The organism is Sphingopyxis sp. SE2 (assembly GCF_032227185.1).
Classification (GTDB): domain Bacteria; phylum Pseudomonadota; class Alphaproteobacteria; order Sphingomonadales; family Sphingomonadaceae; genus Sphingopyxis.
The window spans coordinates 2,995,445-3,016,245 of record NZ_JAPMXW010000001.1; the positions used below are offsets into that span (position 1 = coordinate 2,995,445).

A 20,801-nucleotide genomic window follows, 5' to 3' on the forward strand; every position below is an offset into this window, starting at 1 on the left:
GAACGTCCCTGCCGGCCCTGTTGTTTGCCCGGGGTCAGGTGGGGTTGACCCCGGGCGGATGAACGGCAGCGCCAATGGGGACCAACTCAAGGGCGGTACACCGTTCATTTTCCTTATAGGCGCACCGCGCGGCACCTGGCCGGGTTCCCGTGCGATCATGCACCGAAACGGACCCGATCGCCCGGCGCGGCGCGCGCATATTCGGCGGTGAACTGCAATCGCAACAGTTCGGCGACATTGCCCGCTCCGGCGCGGCGCATGATATTCGCGCGGTGCACCTCGACGGTGCGCGGGCTGAGGTCGAGCCGCCGCGCGATCGCCTTGTTGCCGAGCCCGGCGGCGATCGCATCCAAAATGTCGCGCTCGCGCGGGGTCAGCGCCGCCAGCCTCGCTTCGGCCTCACGGTGCCGCGCGAGCGCGCCTTGCGCCGCGTGCCAGTCGGCAAGCGCCGCGTCGATCGTGCGCCGGACGAGGCGGAGGTCGAGCGGCGCGGGCAACAGATCCTGCGCGCCGCCGCGCAGGATCGCGCGCGATTCGGCGATACTGAGCCGCTCGGCAGCGACGAAGGCGAAGATCGCGGGGCGCCCCGCGATCCGTTCGAGCAGCGCCGTGCCGTCGGTTCGTCCCGGCTGGCGCCAGCGAAAAAGCAGCACGCCGGACAGATCGTCGCCCTCGGCCTCGATCCACGCGTCGGCGCTCGCAAAGCTGCGAACGACCCGCGCATGACCTGTGGCAAGCGTGCGGAAACAGGCCGCCCGTTCGACAGGGTCGGGCAGGATCAGATGGATATGGCCCCCGCTTTCGGTCACGCTGCGATGCTGCGCGCGGAACGATCGGGCCGACAGCGCGAAAGGATCGGCGGCGGCGCCATATCGGCGCGTTTTCGAATTTCGCGCCCCGCGTTCCGGATTTTGGTGACCCCTACGGGAGGGGTCCATTTAAATCTTAGCCTAACAAAATCAATAACTTAAAGACAACCCAATGTGATCCTTTTAGTGCTTTCGTACTACCATTTTGTACCAGCATCGCAAGCACCAAATGGCCTCTCAGATCGCTTCAATATAGCACCATGCGGGTGCGGCCCACGACAACTTTGCGCCCCATCTCAGTCATCGAAGCTTCTCTGCCCGATCGCCTGGAAGCAGACATCGAATGAGCTGGCTCGACCCAGTCGAAATGAGCGTCGCCGAAATCACGATGATGGGAAAGGCCATTGCCTACGCCGACGCGGCGACCGTTCTCAAGGATCGGCATCGCCCTTGCGGACGGCAGCGTTGCCTTGGTGGCCGAATTTGATCCATTTACCTGATGGCCCCTCCGGGAGCCTACTGCTCCCGGCTTTGCCATGGAAGGCGTGTCTTTGATTCAACGAAAATAAAGGCAGCAGCGCTAGGCGTTTGGCATGGATGACGGTGCGCCAATCGAAATTGCCAACGATGATCCCCTGTGGAACCAAGCGATCCAAGATGTGAACGCGTGGCGCGGCGCGTGTTTGCTGCATTTCTCGGCGGCTGAAGCAGCCGTCACCGAAACGCTGCTCCTTCTCAAGGCCATTCCGGGTCGACGGGAAACGGTACGGCTGCGGCATTTGATCGGTCAGCGGTTCGATGACCTCAGCAAGCTTATCGAGGCAGAAGGCGCTTTCGCTCAAGAAGGCAAGGCGGCCGCCAAGGCCCTTTCGGATCTCCGCTCACTCGAGGGCCTGAGGTCGTTTCTTGCCCATGGTCAGGCCAAGATCGCGCTCGAGCGAACCGGAAAATGGGTCGTGATCTTGCGCCATGTCTCGATCCGCGGGCAGCAGGCTGAACGCCTGATGCTGCTTTTCGAACAAGCCGAAGCCGAAGAAAGGCTCGCCGATCTGAAGCGCAAAAGCCAGAAGCTTTGCGCGGTTCTCGGCAATTTTCGGCGAATCGTGAAGAGCTGAACGGGCGGCACCGGCATGGCCGGACCGGGCTCTAGGCTTCGCCCTGAGCCTTGGCTTTCCAAGCCGCATCCCATTCGGGTGACGATCCCGGCCGTGAGCGGTGCGCTATTTTGCCAGTGAAGCTCTCTTCCTAGGGCTGCGGCTGTGATACGTTACGAGTAGAGGGGGAAGAATGCTTACTCAGATCAAGAAGATTAAGGGCTTAGGCGTTTTTGGCGACTACGCGGCGGCCGCCGATTTTCCGGCCTTTGGCCGCTACAATGTAGTCTATGGCGAGAATGGCTCTGGCAAGACAACCCTCTCACGCCTGCTTGCCTGCCTAGAGGTGGGGGAGCATCCGGATCACCCCGATCTTGAGTTCACAGTTGAATCGCAGTCCGGTCAGCTCACGAAGGGGGTGAAGTACGGCCGCCGTGTACGTGTCTTCAACAGCGACTTTGTCGAAGCGAACATCGGTCGTTTCGACGGGCCGCTTCGGCACATTCTCATCCTCGGGGAAGAGAACAAGACCATTGCTGAGGAGCTGAAGGCTGAAATCGCCATTCGCGACGATCGGGTAAAGCGTATCCAGGCCAATGAAGCTGCCGTGGTCAAGCTTGTGAATGACAAGGGCAAGCTGTTTTCTGCCATCGCCAAGACCATTGGTGAGGCCACCAGCGGGTCAACCCTTCGCAGCTATCGTAAGCCCGACGCCGAGACCGCCTACGCCAAGCTTGGGGATGAGAGGGCTCTATCCGACGACGAATACGAGGTTCACAGCGGCACGGTTCGTCAGGAGCAAATGCCCGAGATCAACCCGCTCACCATCCCGCGCGGTCCCGAACGACCGGGGCAGGCGCCCATCAGCGCCTTGCAGGCTGCCGCTGGCGCCGCGGATCGTGCCAAGGCACTGACGATGCGTTCGGCGCAGTCAGCCGTTATCGCCCGTCTTGCGGAAAACCCCGATATAGCCCTGTGGGCCGAACAAGGCGTTGGCATCCATGCCAAACATGCAACCGGTCGCTGCGAATTCTGCGACCAGCTCATGCCCGCTGACCGCCTCAAGGCACTTTCCGACCATTTCAGTGTCGAAGACCAAAGACTGAAGGAAGAAATTGAGGCGGAGCGTCTCAGCCTCCGCGCCATCATCGATGCGCTTGGTAGGACAGCGCTGCCCGATCGTCTGATGTTCTATTCCGAACTTCGAGCAGATTGCGACGCGGCGCAGACGTCGGTTGAAGCTGAGCTCGCGACCCTTCAGCTGGACCTCGAGAAGATCGATGGGACCCTCGCCGAAAAGCTGACTTTGCGGACCACGACCTATGATCCGGAAATCGCCAGTGATACTACACAGCTGACCGCAGCGCTTGGCCTGATCAAGGCGCTCATCGCGCGTCATAATGACAAAACGGCAGGCTTCGAGAGAGAGAAGCGGGCGGCCCGCGACGCCATTGAGGCGCATCATCTTCAGTCCATCAAAGCCGACGTCGAAGAATTAACCGACAAGGCTGCAAAGCTGAATGCCGAAATCGAGCTGTGGCAATACGGCGGTGAGGATCTGGAGGAAAAACGCGGGATCGAGGCTCTGTCTCAGTCAATTCGAGAGAAGCAAGCCAAGGTTTCAAGTGCGCATGCGGGCGGCGTGGGTCTGACCGACCTTCTCAAACAGTTCCTTGGTAGGACGGAGCTACGCTTTGAGTCCGGCGATGAGGGCTATCGCGTCCTGCGGCGCGGCAAGCCGGCCAAGCGCCTAAGCGAGGGCGAAAAGACAGCCGTCGCCTTCATCTACTTCCTCGTGCAGCTCAAGGATCAGGATTTTAACATTGGCGAAGGAATTGTCGTCATCGACGATCCGATTTCCAGCCTTGATGCTTCGGCGATCTATCAGGCCTTCGCATTCCTTAAGAATGAGACCCAGCGCGCGAAGCAACTATTCATCCTGACCCATAATTTTGAATTCCTGAAATTGGTCATAAACTGGCTACAGAATGCGCGTGGCCAAGAAAATACGAAATCCTATTCGATGGTACTGTGCGCAGAGACTGCGGAAGGTAGATCCGCGAGGCTAACTCCGCTGGATAGACTATTGGTCGATCACCCGACCGAGTATCATTATCTTTTCAAGGTGCTCCATACGTTCAAATCAGATGGCACAATCCTCGGTTGCTATCACGTTCCAAATATTTCTCGTAAATTACTTGAGACGTTCCTCGATTTCCATGTTCCATCGCGTAAATCACTTTATCAGAAAATGGATGACGTGGATTATGACCCGCTCAAGAAGACAGCAATTTATAAATTTGCAAACGACCTGTCGCATCATACAGGAAAGAGTTTCGATCCTGCCCTTGTGGCAGAGGCGCAAAAGAACGCGGAATATTTATTGGATATGATCAAGTCCGTAGCGCCACTTCACTACGAAGGCCTGAGGAAACTCTCTGAGGGGTAATTTGGTTCTCCGTCCCCCGTTGATCGATGGCATTTTCCATCAGCGTTCTGGGGGTGCGCTGAGGGCTGCGTCTTCACACAGGAGTAGGCGGCGCAGGCGCGCAAGCATGTCGATGCTGCTCGACACATCGATGGTCGCAGTCTCTAAAAGGGTCGTGTGGCCGGTGATCCGGTGCTGGGCGTGGACTGCCTCTGTCATGCCCAAGCCTGGATGGTGCGGATATAGCAGCGTTAGCCGCGGAGCATGATAGAGCTGCGCATAGGCCATCATCTGATAGACGTCGGCTTGGGAGACCCCCTGCTTGGGATCATCGATTCGTGATGCGATCCTTTTCCATTTGGTGTCGATAACATGCGCCACGACGCCCGAACGACGGATCAGGATGTCCGGTTTGGTCTGGAACAGGCCTCGGCCGCTGTCCTCGGTAGAGAGGCAGAACAACCGCCCGCCCTGCAGAGATACGGTAAACTCTGTTCCGACAAGTGCGCGTGCTATCAGCCGCCCGACATACTCCTCAAACAAGGTGTTCATTTCGAAAAGGAGGGCCGTCCCCTGACCCGTCCCGCCGGTCGTTGTTTGGTAGCGGCCCCGGAGGAATAGCTGGGCCATGGCGTACAAGTCCCGCCAAGGACGATTGGTACGATCGATGACTGCTTCATCCCATCGCAGTCCCGACACCGATACATCGGTGATGTCCGCATAGACGAAGGCGAGTTCGCGCAATCGCTGTTGGTTGGCCGGACGACGCGATATGCGGGACACATGGGAAATGGCCGCCTTCATGATGCGGTTAAGCGCTATGTCCTCCGACAGAAGATCGAAGCGGCAGGCCAGTCGGGATGGGTTGACCGCATGGCGGGTGAACTGCCGGGTAATGTCGAGCCTGCCGCGTAGTGTGGGCAGATCTTCCTCATGCCCGACATAGCGACGCGGCATTCCCTTACGCAGGGCTTCGGTCAGCTTGTCGCAGAAGATGCGGATCAGGATTTCAAGCAGCGTTTCGCGCTGCCAGGCAAGATCAGTCACTGTACCAAGGTCAATTTTGAGATCGAGCGCGACAGCCAGCATGTGAATCAGGCGTTTTCGGATCGCCGCATTCTGATGATCGATCTTTTCGCCTGGCGCTACGTCTATCTTGGGTAGAATCTCCAAACTGCAATCGTGGGTCGCCAGAATTCCTACCACGCCCCGCGCGCGCAAGGCGTGTCGACCGTGATCGAGCACGCCGCCTCCGCCCCGCCCGGCAAATGCCGATCGGGCGGCTAGACTGGCCAGCTTATCAGCGTGGTGCGGGGGAATCTGGTCCTCGCCGTCACCATAGGTGAGATTGTCCCACTCACGAACGGTGTAGGACGGCATCAGATTTCGAATTCCGAGAAATCGAAGCTTGCCTTCACGCTCCAGCGCAGCTTGTCGCCCCCAAATTCATCTTCAGCAAAGCCCGCCGGCGCGGAAAGCCTTTTTGCCTCAATGAACCGAGCACCCGCCGCGCCGTCGCTGTCGCCGAGCACGGCAGCGACCTTTGACCAGTCCTCATAGAAATACTCGGCCAGAAGCGGGATGACCTTGTGGCGCATGACGTCCTCAACGTCCGCACGTCTGCGGCATCCTGTGAAATAGGCGTGACCGATCTGGTGTTCTCGATCGAAAAGATACTCGATCCGTTCATTGATGGTTCGCATTAGTTTGCACACATCGATTCCGTCGACATTATTGGCGTCGATTTGCTTTGCCGCCAGCGCTCCGCGAAGCGCTTCGGTGTCTGGCATCAACTCGCGGAACGTGAAGCGGCGGCGCAGCGCGGTGTCGAGCAACGCGATTGAACGGTCAGCGGTGTTCATGGTGGCAATGATGTGGAGGTTCGACGGTACGCCGAAGCTTGTTCCGGAATAGGGTAGCCGGACCCGTACTTCGTTCTCGCAGCCCAAGCGTTTGTCCACTTCGAGCAACGTAATCAGCTCGCCGAACACCCGCGAGATGTTGGCCCGGTTGATTTCGTCGATGACCAGCACATGTGGCCGTGCGCCGGCGACGGGGCGCTCCGCGTTGGGGCCAATGACGACAGTTTCCAGCGCATCCCAATCGATCTCGTCCGGATCCAATCGATAGGCGGACTGCCGCCGAAAGTTCCGCGGGTAGAAGGCACTTCGCTCTGCGCCCTCGTCGTCGCGCCAGATCCATTTGACGCTGCGACGGTGGGGATGGAAGCTGGCATCAGGATCGAATCGATACTCGCCGGTCACCTGACCGAAGGCGCGATAGCTATCCCGTCCATCGGAAATGATCACATAATCATCGATCTGAAGGCCCGATCGGAAAGCGTAGGTCATCTCGATATTGGGGTCTTTGCCGGAGGCATCGGGATCCTTTTTCTCGTTCCACTCCTTCCGAATTTCTTCGAAATCGTCGAAGCGTTCGTCGGACCAGTTGATATCGCCACCCCAGCCCAGATGGATCAGCGCTCCGTCGAGCCCTTCCTTAATCCGATCCTCTTGATTGCCGCGCTGTCCGAGGGCGATCTTATAAATCGATCTCGAGCGGTCGAGCCGGTGCGTGGGCGCGTCACCCGTGTCGAGCCGCGCTCTTTCGCTGATGAGCTTGAAGACGCCGGCATGCGGCTTGAGGCTGAAGCCGCCTGATGCGCTAACATCCTGCTCCTGGTCACCCTCCAGTTCGGTTCGGGTCGTCGGCCTCAATCCTTCGACGAAATCCTCATAAGAGAAAGACTGGTGGAAGGTGACGAACTCGATCTGCCCTTCGCCAGCGAGGCGGCGATATTCGGCCATCAGGCCATCCCTGTCGTGGCACAAGTGCGCCGCCGCAGCGTCTCCGAGACAGAGCCGCACGGCTTCCCACGCCGTGGCGTAGGTCTTGCCGGTTCCGGGCGGGCCGTAAAGGATCAGGTTAGTGGCTGTGGATGGCCCAGCCATGGGTTCGGACGTCATGGTTTCTTGCCTTTCGTGCGCGACAAGCTGATAAGTGAAGACGGTGGAGCTGCTCGGATTTGGTGTAGTGTGTTTAGGTGCGGGGACGTTGGCACATTGCTGGAACTTCACGCTCCCAAGCGCGCTGCAGATTGCGGGGAACGCATCCTGCAGCCCCATGTCCCGGCTCAGGTCTCCGGCACGGATTGAGATCTCTGCCGCGCCTTTGTCGCGGGCAGGCTCGACAAAATAGTTGCGGGCGCATAGCCGGATGCGATCCGCATTGCGGATAAGATGCTCGTACCGCTCGGGTGGGGTGACGGGGGAGTCATCGCTGTCGACGATGATATAGCCCGCATTATGCAACAGGGCTGCGGCATCGTCCTTTTGGCCCCAACCTCCATTCAACTTGGTCTTGCTGCGCAAGAAGCCGACGATCGGTTTTGTCGGATAGACGCGATCGGGCCGCTCGCGTGTAGATCGGACCCAGTAGTCGCGCGGGTCGCCGAAAGCGTCGAATATGGCGCCGTGCTCGCCGGCTTGGCGGTAGCTGTCATAGGCGTCCATCGCGGTCTCGATGCCCTCACGGGCAATGGATACGGCGTCCAGCTCCTTGTAATTATGGGCGACCCATAGCGCGCCCTGTACATCGATCATGTCGCGTGGCGCGAGGCCGCGCACTTCGAAGGCCTGACGCACTGCCTGCATGAAGCGGAGTTCGTCGCGATAGGTCTCCGCCATCGATGCATGATCTGGAAACCGGCGGCCCAACGCTTCCTGCCAGAAATCCTGGCGCACCGAATGACGGATGTAGATGCCGTCATTCGGCGCCAAATGCAGGTACATGAACTCTGCAATCTGGCGTGCCGGATCAGGCTTGCCCTGCGGAACGGCCTCGACCCAGGCAGCGACAAAGGTCGCCAGTGCATCGGGAAAGCCGTCGGGTGGGCCCAAGGCAGCGGTTACAAGGGCACGCAAGGCTGGCCAGAGACGCTCGCGATCCGCGTCGCCTTTGGGGGACATTGGCCAATAAGCACGCCACTGTAACAAATTGCTTTTGACCAGTGCTGTGTGAATCGCGTCGGCGAGCTTTTCATCGGTGCTGGCCTGATCGATCGCTGTTCTGAGCTCGTGCGCGACCTCCAGCTTATAGTTCCGCTCTCCTTCGTCGAATTCTGGATCGGGGTGATCGAAACGATCGAGCGCCGGAAAGAAATGGCGCAAGCGGTCGATCCAGCGGGTGACGGCCGCCGGATCGAGGACGAGTGCAGAGTTCGGTTGCAACAGGGTGTCTAGCAGCCGATGCAATTGGTCAGCGTCATTGATCCGGACGACAAGGCAGTCGGATTCGCCGAAGGACCAGTCTCGGCTGAGAGCGGAATGCCGTCCGCCATCCTTCACCCCCCGTTGATAGGGACGGGCGTCACAGGCGAAGCCACTGGCTGCCAGAAGCCCCCGCCACTTTCCGTCCAGAAAGACGTTACGCGCCGGATACTCGATTTCCCAGAGGAGGCGATCACCTTTGCCAAATTCGAAGGCGAGCATCTTCTTTGTGACGCCTGCTCCAGGGCGCAGGGCCGAACTGCGGATCACATCGAAAAGCGAGCGGCGCAACGGCGCGGTACGCTCTTGTTCATTTTCTTCGAGGCGTGCCTCGAATTCCCCCCACATTCAGATCTCTCCAATTTCCAGCAAGGCTGATTCAGTGCCGAGCCAAAGTTAAATCATCCAAAATCTGGGGCATGCACACTATCCAAACTGCAGCCGTGAGGCCCCGCCCGTTGCCGGGGTGGAGACGTCCGCGTTTCTCATTGCGCTCAAGCCCCGCGAAATTTTCGAGTCGAACCTTTGCCCTTATCAAGGGTCTAGCCATAGCGGGCGAGGGTGACAAATTCTGTCGCTGCCGATGGACCGCTCGGCTCGGGGATGGTCAGCGTCAGTCTGCTGGGTGCAACCGGAAGGAGCAACGCCATCAGGTTCCTTGTCCGTTGTCGGCTTCCTGGTCGGCGCGCGGGGCCGCGCGCCGGCGCTCGACGCGCCGGAGTCTGTGAATGCGATCGTCCAAGCACTCGCGCATCTGGGGAAGGGCAATATCGACGCGGATGCGATCGGGCGCTTCGCCGCGCGGCTCGACGATGCCGGTACGCGTGCGCTCGTTGCGGCCCGTCCGGCCATGCCGGGCTGGATGGGCGACATTGTCCTTAAGATTCAGGCGACGCGCGATAAACTTTCCCGATAGGGAAATTTTGGGCGTTTCGCGCATAACGTCGCTTGAAATACCCCGTTCGGGAAAATTATAACTTGAAATCGTCCGGTCGATCTCATATTTCCCGCTCGGGAAAGTGAGGGCATATGCTCGATATGACGACGATCGGCCAGATTGTTCGAGACGAGCGCAAAGAACTGGGGCTGCGCCAGGACGAATTGGCGGCTGCCAGCGGAGTGGGCTTGCGCTTCATCGTCGAACTTGAGCGCGGCAAGGCAACGGCACAGATTGGCAAGGTCATTACGGTTCTTGCGGCTTTAGGCTGCGAGCTTCAGATCCTTCGTCCCGACGGGATCGTGATCGCGGGACAGCCAACATGACCGCCGACATTCTTGAGCGACTTGTCGTTTGGTCGGATCAGCGGGTCGCCGGTGAACTTTCCATCGACCGTGGCGGCGCGATGCGTTTCAGCTATGCCGACGATTGGCTGGCCGATCCAGCGGCAGGCCCGCTTTCACACGCGCTTCCCAAGCAAGCAGAGCCATTCGGCGATGCGTTATGTAAGGCCGTCTTTGGTGGACTCCTGCCCGAAGAGGGGCAACGAACAGCCATCGCGCGGGCGCTAGGTGTATCGCCTGACAATCCTTTCCGATTATTGGCTGCGCTCGGCGGTGATGTTGCAGGCGCGCTCGCCTTTCTGCCCGAAGGGGAGAAACCGCCGCTGCCTCCTGAAGGTGAGCCGCCCCCTGCGCTGGATGATGCCGAGCTTGCGGTTTTAATCGGTCGCCTGCCGCGCGTACCGATGCTGGCCGGGCAAGGGGGCGCTCGGCTCAGCTTGGCTGGCGCCCAGGGCAAGCTCCCCGTCGTGCTGGCCGAGGGGCGGGTGGCCGTGCCGCGCGTAGGTGAGCCATCTACACACCTCATCAAGCCGGAGCCTGATCGCTTTCCCGGCCTTGCCGCCAATGAAGCCTTCTGCTTGGCGCTGGCGCGAGCGGTTGGTCTCGATGCTGCCATGGCGGAGTGGCGAGAGGTCGCCGATAAACCCTATCTGCTGGTCACTCGCTACGATCGTCTGGATCGCGATGGCCATACGATCCGGTTGCATCAAGAGGATTTTGCGCAGGCGCAAGGCGTGCCATCCAATCGCAAATATGCCAGCGAAGGCGGGCCAACCTTCCGCGATTGCTTCGCGTTGGTGCGCCACGCGACGACCCGGCCGGCACGCGAGGTGCTGAAGCTTGCCGACGCGGCAATCTTCAATGTGATCATCGGCAACGCTGACGCCCATGCGAAGAATTACAGCCTCCTTCGCCAGAGCAACGGCGAGGTGGTGCTGGCACCGCTGTACGATCTGGTCGCAACCTACATGTGGCCAGAGCTGTCAGCGAAGCTCGCCATGCGTTTCGGCCGGGCCGCTACGCTGGAGGAAATAGATGCCGGAAGCTTTGAGCGCTTTGCTGGCGATACGGGACTGGCTCTGCCGTTCTTGCGTCGAAGAGCTGCGGCGATCAGTGGTACGATCGCGGAAGCCATCACCATCAGCGTTCATGTCGCCGGTATTCGGGATGCGGATCAACTGGGCGATCTACCGGCGATCGTGCACGATCGGGCTACACGGCTAGCGCTGAAGACGAGAACGCAATGATCACTAAGTCTGACGTGAAGAGGATGGCAGCCACAACACACATGGGCTAACCCCAGTAATAAGGCTTGCATGAGAGCCTTGGTAGGAAGGGCTGAGCGACCGTATCGCAGTCTGTACGCCCGGCCTGGTCGAAAGTTGCGCGAACAAGCGCCTCATCGACGGAAGTTTCGACCCACGCACCCAAGATATATTTTGGGTCGATGGGCTCCATCACTTGGACCTCCGCATCCGATGAAGTCGGCCAACTTGACGGGAGACCGTACTCGCTACGAAAGCTGGCCCTTGGATCAGCCGGTAGAGGAAAGTCTTCGAAGAGCCTCTCCAGCGCATAACCACCATATCGTTTGCCCTGTTCATATTTCATGGCATTTGTCGCCGCTCCCTGTTGGAAGAATAAACAATGATTGTGCCATAGGAGTTCGGGCCTAAGGATCAGGATTGCCCAAGATCTGTTTCCTGCGCGGTAGCGCTTCGCGTTGAACATGGCAGGCGCGTAGCAGGAAATCGATACGGAGATCGCGTCGTCCCGTTCGTCAAGTCGTTCGGCATCACTTGTTTGAACCGCGAAGCCTGCATGAGCCAGAGTCGCCCGGCTCAGAATTCCATGACGGAGAATGTGGGACAGATTCTCAACGCGGGTAAAATGTAGGATATGCTCGATCCCGCGTTGATTGATTATGGAGGCGATATGATCTGCGATAATCGATCTGTAGTCCTTCTTGCCGCGCATTTTGACCCTTGCTTATAATGCAGATAATAAATCTAAGTGAATACCATATCTATGATCGATAGGATTATAAACAAACCTGCTCGCTATTGTGAAAAACGATAATATATCTTATGTTAAATTACCGGAGTCTGAGCCTCAGTAGTGCGGTGCCCACGTTCGACGGCTGCCAGCTTTCTTGAACGGCCGCGATAACGCAGGGCGTTCACCAGCCTGAGATCAATTCTCGCGCGTCGCTTTTGCCATTGCGATAGCAGCTTCAAACCGCTTCCTCGTAGGCTCCCGCAATCGAGCCAAGCTGAAAGTCCGTGCAAAATGGGCAAGGACATCGGCTTCCGCCTTGCCTCTTCGGACAAGAGGCAAAGCTAGGCTCGCGAGTTCAATGAGAGGAATGTCTCGGTGAGATCGCCAATCTGATCGGGCCGGTCGATACGCAACCAACTGGCCAGTATCCATCGTTTCGTGGAACACCACGTTCCGGCCATCTTCTTGCACCGATGGATGACGATCGGAAATTGCCTGTGTAACGATATCCTGAATAATCCGGCCTGCCCGCTCCTTTTTGTGAACGCGGGCGATCCTTTCAATCAGGATGTCTTCATACATTGGCGCCTCGGCCTCAAGTGTGGCGTCGATCAGCCTTTCAAGTCTTGGCTTATACTCTGGCTGATAGATCTGTTCGACCTCTTCCAATGGCACAACCAGAGAGGCGATTTGGTATTCGGTGCCGATTTCGATTGCAGGAGGCGAATAACTTTTCTCGCCATCCTCGGGGCTGGAGAGGCGGACCACGGCGGCTTTGTCGACGGGCCCTGCCTTATCGTCATCAGACAGGACATGCAGGCCGCGCCCTGCGCTCTTGACCAAGCCCTTTGAATGAAGCGAATTTCCACGAGAAGGGGAAAGGGCATTGTTTACCAGTTCTTCCCACTTTTCCTCGCCCGGGCGAAAGTTGGCGGGTGCCCGATCTGCGTCGGACAGAGCCAAGACGTCCACCAGCGCCTTCTTTAACTCACCATTAGACCAAACGCGTCTATCAGACATCAGATTGAGAATGGCGTTCTGAACCTGTGACTCGGTGACACGCGTCAAGTTCACATTGGAATCGGGCGCTTCGGCGGCGCTGAGGGCATCCGTTTTTTGAGCTGGCTCCGGCCAAGCATCAGCGGTTGCACCACCATCAGCCGGTGATTGCTCTGCCGCAGGTGCAGGCTCGGTGTCATCGGGCCAAGGAAGCCGCCAAGTCCGCAATTCCGTATGACGGCTTATCCATTCTTCGCCATCGTTGACCGGTTTGATTCCGCGCGCGGCAAGAAATGCGGCAACTTCATCGACTACTGCCTGCCGATTGCGAACGAAACGCGAGGCGAAACAACGCCAGATCGTCCAACCGGCACGCTCAAGGATACGCTGGCGCATCATGTCATCTGGCCACTTGTCGGGCCCGTGGTAGCGATCCCCGTCGCATTCGATGGCAATGCGCTGGTCGTTGTCCCCCTCGACCACGAGATCGATTCTGAAGTTTCCGACACGAACCTGAGTGTTGACCCGGAAGCCGCGTTCGCAAAGCAAGTCGAACATTTCCCGCTCGAAATCGGATTCGCACCGATCACGCCGATCCTTCAGATCAGAAGTTTCAGCCGGGTAGGGGCATCGAAAATGCTCCAGGAGGGATCGACGCAGTTGATCGCTCGTGCGCAGCTGATCCAGCTCAACCGAGCGAACAAGGTAGGTTCGATCTCGAGCCCGCGACAAGGCGACATTGAAGCGCTGTTCATATCGATTGCCTGAAAGCGGGCTATCCTCCCGCTGTGCCACCAACGAGACGAACATGATGTCCCGTTCATCACCCTGGAAAGCGGTCGGATCACCAACCCGAATGGTGTGGCGCTCCATCACCTCAGTTCCGAGACGCTGCTCGATCTCCTTGTAAATGTGCGCGGCCTGGTTCTGACCCAGCAATGTGGTGACGCCGATCGTTCGCTTCGACATCCTTTCGTCTTCCGCGATCGCCGCGATCTCAGAGACGATGAATTCCGCCTCGGGAACATTCACGTCTCCCTTGCGGAAGCCGTCCTCCACGAAAACGTCAATCAAAGGCGGATCCAGCCGCTCGGATGCCATCGGCAACCGCAGCGGCGTCAGCCGATGGCCGTAGAACTGGCCTTTAGAGAATTCGATGATCGGAGCGACACAGCGAAAATGCTCCGTCAACATTATGGCGCCGCCAGCGAAAACGACCTTGCCAAGGTCGTACAGGGACTGCTCTTCCCGCAAGCAGGAACGATAATCCGCTACTTGGGCCGCGAGGTGCCTGCTGGCGAGTTCATCAGCGCGGGCCTGATCGCGCCCAACGAGCTCGGGGCTTACCTGCTTGTCATCGCCCACGATGAGGATCTTCTGGGCGCGTAACAATGCTGGAAGAGCTGCCACGGTTGACTGCGACGCTTCATCCACGATGACGACGTCAAACAGGCCGAGATCGGCAGGCAACGATTCCGACACCCGGTAGTGCGGCATGATCCAGCAAGGCAGAGCCCCCTTGGCGCGATCGGACGCAGCTCGTGCCTCCCGACGATATCGCCCTGCCCGTTTGCCAGTGCCCTTGCCGATCCTGCGAACTGCATCCGCATAGGCCGCCAAAGCAGCCTTCACGCCATCGGTCGCTTTCCGGCTTAGCTCGAGCCAGGTCCGCAATTCGATCGAATGTTCGTATGCTTCCTTGAGCAGGGCCTCCTTTTCGGCTCTCTCACTGCCAAGTTCTTGCAAACGGGCATGACGATCAATGCGTGCAAGCCAAGTGCCAAGTCGCCTGAGCTTCCAGCGTTTGACCCAATCACCCGGGGTGAGGCTGTCTTCCATGCCTTCGACTGGTTCGGAACGGAGTGCCTCTGCCCAACGAGAGCCGCCCGATGCCGAAATGGCTGTGCAAACCGCCTGGATCGTTTCGAAAGCCTCTAAAAGACCTTCGATGTGAGCAAGCCTGAGGGTCAGGCCTTGCCATTCCGAATGGAAGGCTTCGTTAGAGACATCCGGGTTGCCCAGAGCACGTACTGCATAGTCCTGCAACTCGCGGGCAATGTCGCCACCAGCCGATGCCAGGGAAGCGATCAATCTGGAGCGTATAGCTTCGGCGCTTTCCAGCCGGTATTTCAACCGGTGCGTCTCGACCACCTCACGTAGCTTGCCGGCGGTTGGGCTACCCTCCGATACCGACAGAGCCCAACTGGCAATGATTTCCCGCGCCCGGCCATCGACAAGCTGCTGTTGGGAGACAAGCGCGCCGACATTCTCGAGGTGTTGCTGTTGTGCGCGCATGCGCTTCGCAATCGCGAGGCCATCCTGATCGATCTGGTCGCCCACGCCCAACGAAACGAGATGATTCCAGGCTCGGCGAAGCTTGCGCGAACGCTTGATACCGACGATGAACCGTTGAATTTCGAGCCATTCGTCCGCGTTTCGCGGAGCCTCGCCAAGCAACGTAACCTGCGCCAGCTTTGCCTTGACCTTCCCGGCGAAGAGACCACCCACAAAACCTAATGCCGCCTTGCCTTCGCAAAGCCTCTGCAAGGCCTCAAGCAGCTTTTCATCGTCGAGCACGTCATCTGGCACATTGATGGGCCGGGTTAGGAAGTGGCTCCCTTCTAAGATAAGGTGGTCGATATCTGGCTGGAGACGAGCAATCGCCGCCAACATCTCTTGGTCCTCGCCGCTCCTAGCGTCGCGAATGGCGGCCGTCGTCCACGTATATGGTGCTGAGGCCACTTTCGTATCCAGGACGCCAAGCTCATCCAGCTCATGCGCGAGGCCGGCCAATTGGGCTTCGGCTTCCCCTTCCGATATTCGAAGGTTCGGCAACGTACCTGCGGCGATTTGTCGGCGCAGTTCTTCGGCCCGGGACAGATCGCGGTGAACGGGCAGCAGGCTGTCAATGGAAGGCAGGCTGGCCAATTTCGGGATGGGAACGCCCAGATAGCCGATGTCTTGGTCAACCTTCCGTCGCGCCTGCCTGAGCGCCACGATGTCGCTATCGTCGAAACGGGGAGCGTTTTCTGGATCGGCATCAACATCATCCGGCAACCAATTTGCCAGTTCAGGTTCGGCCACTACCATCCGTGCCGCCCGCACGGGTTCGATCGTTTCTCCGTCTAGCACGACGGGTGACACTGCCGTTCGCCCGATCGTATCGACTTCATTGTCAATACGGGCGAGGCTGCGGTGCAGGTTGTCGATTTGATGATCGAGGTCAGAAATCTGCCGCTCAAGCTCATGGCGGCGTAGCCGCTGGAGCTTCTCAGCAATGATGTCGACCGACTCCTGAAACTGCTTCAGACCGTCGCGGTCGCTGTCGAGTAAGCTCACCGCAAGCGGTCGCACCGCCTCAGGCAGCTTGTCGCGCAGGACACGCAAGGCGGGTGCCTTTTGGGAGGTGACGAGCACCCGCTTACCCAGCGCAAGGTAATGGCTGATGATGTTGGCGATCGTGTGCGTCTTGCCGGTGCCCGGCGGCCCCTGGACCACGACGCCCGGGCGCACTTCGAGCCGTTGCACCACCTCCACCTGCTCGCGATTGAACGGCTTGGGAAAAAACAGGTCACTACCCGAGCCGTCCGGTGAGGTGACGCCGGGAATGGTCGATATACCACGGAACTGCGGGTATTCGGGTTCTTCGATCGTATCGGACGGCTCGACCAATAGGGCGGCAACGGCGGCAGGTAGATCGGGGGGCTCCGCGCCGTCCAGCAGGGCCGCCCGGAAGCGCCGGAGATCTTCCATCAGCTGCGTTGCGCGCCGCTCGCGCTGGAAGAAGGCGAACGCGGTGCTGACCTGCAAGTGCGTTTCAACTGAGGGTATCCGCCGCGCCTCGGCCGGATTTGCATCCGGCACATAAATGCCATCTGGATCGAACAGTGCCGAGGCTTGGCGCAACACGGGCTCGAAGCTCTCGGATGCGAAGGGCGAAAGCGCTACCTCGTCCAGTGCCGCCAGGAATCTTTCTGTGGCTGTACGCCATTGGTCCAGCGCGTGCAGGCCCATCCGACCGAGTGGATCGATCTCAAGGTCTGGATCAGCCTCAAGGCGCGGACGCGCTTCGATGCAATGGGTTTGCTCGTCGAGTGAGAGCTCCATCGTCATCGACAACAGTGGGTAACGTAGACGTTGGCCGTTGCGGAACAGCGTTGCAAAGCCAATGCCGCATATCAGTTCGAGCGGAACGTCGCTGACCCCCTCCAACTGCTGGCGCAGCATATAAAGGGCGTTGTACAGCTTGATGGTCTCGCGGCGGGGCTTTTCGCGTTCTGCCCATAGTCTCCATGCCCCTTCTAGCCAGGCATGGAAGGCCGCCTCGACGCTGTCTCGACGCTCATAATCGGACAAGGCGATGTGTTGCGGCGCTTCTTCCGCGTTAAGCAATTCGAGCTCGACAAGGCCGGCTGTGGCGATTTCCACCTTGAGTGACGGTATCGCTGCTACATCGTCGCGCAGGGATAGCCAGAGTGCCAGTTCCTGATTCGGTGGCGCTGGCGGCGCGATCTTGGCGAGCCGTTCAACGCGCAGCCAGACGGGATCATCCCCAGACCCCTGATCGAGCGACACGCCAGGCAGTCCGGCAACCTCATCTTCCGTCGCGACAAAGCCGCGATGGCTGCGATAATCGAGTTCGACCTTCAGTCGGTCGCGCTCGGTGGCCTCCACATAGTCGATCAGGCTTATCAAACGAGCATGCGCGGCCGTCAGCTCCGGTCCTTTCGCTGCGCGGGTGGCCATCACTTCGTTTCCAACTTGCAAATCATCTTGCTCTTCTGACGAGAAGTCCTGAAAATTCTGCATATGGGAGTCGATGCGCTCGACAATTGAGCGCGCCAAGGGGTGCCGGAATCTGTGCAGTTCGCCTCTCATTAGGCCCAGGCGTTCGCGATCATCGTAATGGAAATCGACAAGATCTTCGATGGCGCGGAGATTGTCTTCAATCGCCAAGGCAGCGGGCAAACCCAAAGCCTGCATGGCGGTGACAATGTCAAATCCGCTCATTGCGCCGTGGCCCTTTCCTGATTGAGTCGGAACAGGCGGACGAGGATTTCATCGTCGCTGAGCAATCCGGCGCGGAAATCGTCACCCCAGCCATAAGCTTCGGCGACGGCTCCATCGAGGACGCGGTGGGCATGGTCAAGCCAGGCAGGGCGGGCATTGTAGAGATTGGTGAGCGTGCGCCTGTCCAGTTCCTTCGCTGCAGCCTCGTCCACTGGTAGGATGCGATCAGGATAACTGGGCACCACTTCGGGTTCGCGGCCGACTAGATCGGATGGGTTGAGCCAGTTTTCGCGTAATTCATTAAGCCGCGCGGCAGCAACTGCGATGGCCTGAGCGCGCGGATCATTCGCATAATCGGTGGCAGGGATGTCGGGCGTGAGGCCTCGGGGGAATGGGAAGGTCGCAAATGTGGAAGTATGAGTATAGCGCGGCCGATCCTGCAAATCTGAGCCTTTGCGGAGCGACCAAAGCTCGTGCATGCGACTATGCAGGATGCCGAAAGTAGTGTCATCATCTCGAGGAATGACAATCAAGTTCTTGTCCGGCAAGACTGGCAACCTCAACCAAACGAATAGCCTGTGCTGAGCAGTTTCCGGGGTGACAATATAGCGGTCAACGCTTGCGATCCGAGATCTCATTTCTGCCCGAGGCCAATGAGGCTCCCACCATCTTGGTCCGGCCCTCTCTGCCAACTCTTCTCGCAACTGCTTAACCGTTTTGCCGTCGGCATCAGGTGTGGTTGCGATGTGATGAAAGGCCGAGGAGAAGATCGCCGCATTTCCTTCGGAAAGCCCCAGCGGTAGGTCAATGAACCAGTAGTCCCGCGGCCGTCCGGTTACATCATCGCCGTTCCAATAAGGCTTGAGCACTGTGTTGTTTGTTTTGCCGTTAGGGTTAGATGGCTCCAACAGCCACTGGCGCGCGATCTTGCCAGGCACGTCAAACGGTCCGCTTTTTTGGATGCCGAGGAATGCGCCATCGGCATTCTGACGCAGTGGACCCGCGAGTGTCAGGTTGAGACCGGTAGTCAGGTCTGGGTTGATGGAATCAACTTCAGCGCCGTTCAATCTCGTTGGTTGTTCGCTTTCACCGAAGCAAACCAGCGAGACATCAACCGCCGCCCCTTCAATAGTCCATTTCTGCTCCGGCCAGGCATCGAATACGCGCGTAGTGGCGACAACCCTGTGCATGACAGGAAGATTTGTGTTCTTACGAATAGAGTTAGTGGCCACGAAGCCTGCGCGCTTGGCCAGCCCGGCTTCAATCTTGGACCGGGCGTTTTCGAACCAGTAGCAGACAAGATCGGTGAAGCCGGGCAAACGGCCCTCATAGACGGAACGGATGGCAGCGGTTTCATCCGTGCCCAGCTTACGCTTCATCAGTTTCGCGCCGAGATATGGTGGGTTCCCTAGAATGGCCTCGGCATCCGGCCACAGGCTTGCCGTGCCATCGGCATTCACGATAGCGTTCCGCTGCTCGATATTCCCCAAGGTCCGCAAGATCGGGTTTCGTGACGCATCGAAGCCGTTTCGGCGCATCCACTGGATTTCGCCGATCCATACCGACACTCGCGCCAGTTCGGCGGCATAGGGATTGAGCTCGATCCCCAACACATTCTCCGGCCCCACGCGCGGAAATTCGCGCGGTAAGCCCAGCTGCTCGGCCTCCAGATTGGCGCGATGCTCGATGTCCTTCAGCGCCAGCAATGACAGGTTGAGGAAATTGCCGGACCCGCACGCCGGGTCCAGAACGCGGAAATTCCGGAGCCGATCCAGAAATGCCCGGTGGATGGCGGTCGCATCATTGAACGCTTTTGTCCGCGCTGCGAGGTCCTTGCCGCGCAGCAACTTTTCCTTCGTCTGCACGGGCGCATTTTCGATTAGCGTTGTGATGCGCTCTTTTGCGTCTGCCCATTCGCGCTCCAGCGGCTCGATGATCACTGGCCGCACGATCATCATGATCTTGTTGCGGTCCGTGTAGTGCGCGCCGAGTTGGCTGCGCTTGTCCGGGTCCAACCCGCGTTCGAACAGGGTGCCGAGGATCGACGGGTCGATCTCGTCCCAAAACAGTTTGGCGGCGGTCAGCAGGTTGTTGATGTCGGCTTGTTCCAGTGGGATGACGCTATCATCGTCGAACAGGCCACCGTTGAACCACTCGACCTTTTCGAAGCCGACCATGCCGCCCGACTTCATCGCCGCGAAAAGAGTGCGGGCATGACTGGTGAACTGCGCGGGCGCGCTATGGCTGGCCTCCAGCATCCGCTGGAACATTTTGTTGGGCAGCAGGTCCACGTCTTCGGCGAACATGCAGAACACCAGCCGGTTGACGAAGTGCGCCACTGCGTGGGCCTCATGCCCTCGCTCGCGCAGGCGTTGCGCCAGGGCGGCGAACTCCTGCGCCGCCTCTTCCGTCAGCATTTGCCGAGTCTTGGTCGGGCGGAGACGTTCCGGATCGTCGAAGCAGGCGCGCAGCAAGTCGCGCTTGCCCGCGTCGGCCAGATCCTCCAGCGCGATCTCATGGACCTGCTGGACCGTGTTGGTCCAGTTGGTGTGGACGCGGATGCGTTCCATGTCCGACACGATCAGCAGCGGCGGGCTTTCCAGTGCGATCGAATAACGCAGCAGCTGGTCGAATGCCTTGCCGAGGTTGGCGGCGCGGCCCTTGTATTCCCAAGCGAAGCAGCCCTTGCGCCAGACATCCGCCCAGCCTTCGCCGCCGCTGGTCTTGGTGGCGCCCTTCTCAAAGGTGAACCATTCGCCCTTGGGATCGGCGGCAATCGGATCGTCAACACCCAGCAGGCGGCACAGGTCGTTGAAATGACTCTGGGATGCCGTTCGCTCCTTAAGCTCAACGTTGCGCCATTTGGAAAGAAACTCGTGCGGGGTCATGCAAAACCTTGTGCGTGAAGGGGAAA

Annotated in this window: 11 protein-coding genes and 1 pseudogene; 6 read left to right on the forward strand and 6 right to left on the reverse strand. The window is 59.0% G+C overall.

Annotated features, from left to right (window positions below; all coding sequences use genetic code 11):
• Positions 1-155: 155 nt before the first annotated feature.
• Complete coding sequence (locus tag OVY29_RS14350; protein WP_037557298.1) at positions 156-809, reverse strand: response regulator transcription factor; 654 nt, start codon at positions 807-809, stop codon at positions 156-158.
• Between the two features lie 343 nt (positions 810-1,152).
• Between OVY29_RS14350 and OVY29_RS14355 the strand changes: the two genes are divergently transcribed.
• The 3 genes from OVY29_RS14355 (at position 1,153) to OVY29_RS14365 (ending at position 4,352) form a co-directional block, all read left to right on the forward strand.
• Complete coding sequence (locus OVY29_RS14355) at positions 1,153-1,296, forward strand: hypothetical protein (RefSeq protein WP_313911601.1); 144 nt, start codon at positions 1,153-1,155, stop codon at positions 1,294-1,296.
• Positions 1,297-1,402: 106 nt separating this feature from the next.
• Positions 1,403-1,924, forward strand: coding sequence for a hypothetical protein (locus OVY29_RS14360; protein ID WP_313911602.1), 522 nt, complete (start codon positions 1,403-1,405; stop codon positions 1,922-1,924).
• Between the two features lie 172 nt (positions 1,925-2,096).
• On the forward strand, positions 2,097-4,352 hold the full coding sequence (locus OVY29_RS14365) for an AAA family ATPase (protein WP_313911603.1): 2,256 nt from the start codon (positions 2,097-2,099) through the stop codon (positions 4,350-4,352).
• A gap of 39 nt (positions 4,353-4,391) precedes the next feature.
• Here OVY29_RS14365 and OVY29_RS14370 read toward each other — a convergent pair whose 3' ends face one another.
• Both OVY29_RS14370 and OVY29_RS14375 read right to left on the reverse strand, forming a co-directional pair.
• A complete protein-coding gene (locus OVY29_RS14370; protein ID WP_313911604.1) occupies positions 4,392-5,711 on the reverse strand; it encodes a 5-methylcytosine restriction system specificity protein McrC in 1,320 nt (439 codons plus the stop codon).
• A complete protein-coding gene (locus tag OVY29_RS14375) occupies positions 5,711-8,947 on the reverse strand; it encodes an AAA family ATPase (RefSeq protein ID WP_313911605.1) in 3,237 nt (1,078 codons plus the stop codon). Before OVY29_RS14375 ends, OVY29_RS14370 begins: the two co-directional genes overlap by 1 nt.
• Positions 8,948-9,293: 346 nt before the next feature.
• On the opposite strand from OVY29_RS14375, the pseudogene OVY29_RS14380 reads away from it, so the two are divergent.
• The 3 genes and pseudogenes from OVY29_RS14380 to OVY29_RS14390 all read left to right on the forward strand — a co-directional run.
• Positions 9,294-9,515 (forward strand): annotated as a pseudogene (locus OVY29_RS14380) (hypothetical protein); the annotation flags it as partial.
• A gap of 113 nt (positions 9,516-9,628) precedes the next feature.
• The gene (locus tag OVY29_RS14385) at positions 9,629-9,862 is read left to right on the forward strand and encodes a helix-turn-helix transcriptional regulator (protein WP_313911606.1); all 234 of its coding nucleotides are present in this window, start codon (positions 9,629-9,631) and stop codon (positions 9,860-9,862) included.
• Positions 9,859-11,127 carry a type II toxin-antitoxin system HipA family toxin gene (locus OVY29_RS14390; protein WP_313911607.1) on the forward strand — a complete coding sequence of 423 codons (1,269 nt, stop codon included), beginning with the start codon at positions 9,859-9,861 and terminating at the stop codon, positions 11,125-11,127. The genes OVY29_RS14385 and OVY29_RS14390 overlap by 4 nt, the downstream gene beginning before the upstream one ends.
• Before the next feature lie 46 nt (positions 11,128-11,173).
• Here the strand turns inward: OVY29_RS14390 and OVY29_RS14395 are convergent, their stop codons facing one another.
• The 3 genes from OVY29_RS14395 to OVY29_RS14405 form a co-directional block, all read right to left on the reverse strand.
• On the reverse strand, positions 11,174-11,857 hold the full coding sequence (locus tag OVY29_RS14395) for a DarT ssDNA thymidine ADP-ribosyltransferase family protein (RefSeq protein ID WP_313911608.1): 684 nt from the start codon (positions 11,855-11,857) through the stop codon (positions 11,174-11,176).
• 216 nt (positions 11,858-12,073) lie between these two features.
• Entirely contained in the window at positions 12,074-17,887 is a 5,814-nt protein-coding gene (locus tag OVY29_RS14400; RefSeq protein WP_313911609.1) for a DUF3320 domain-containing protein, read from the reverse strand.
• On the reverse strand, positions 17,884-20,775 hold the full coding sequence (locus OVY29_RS14405) for a DNA methyltransferase (RefSeq protein WP_313911610.1): 2,892 nt from the start codon (positions 20,773-20,775) through the stop codon (positions 17,884-17,886). Before OVY29_RS14405 ends, OVY29_RS14400 begins: the two co-directional genes overlap by 4 nt.
• Positions 20,776-20,801 lie beyond the last annotated feature (26 nt).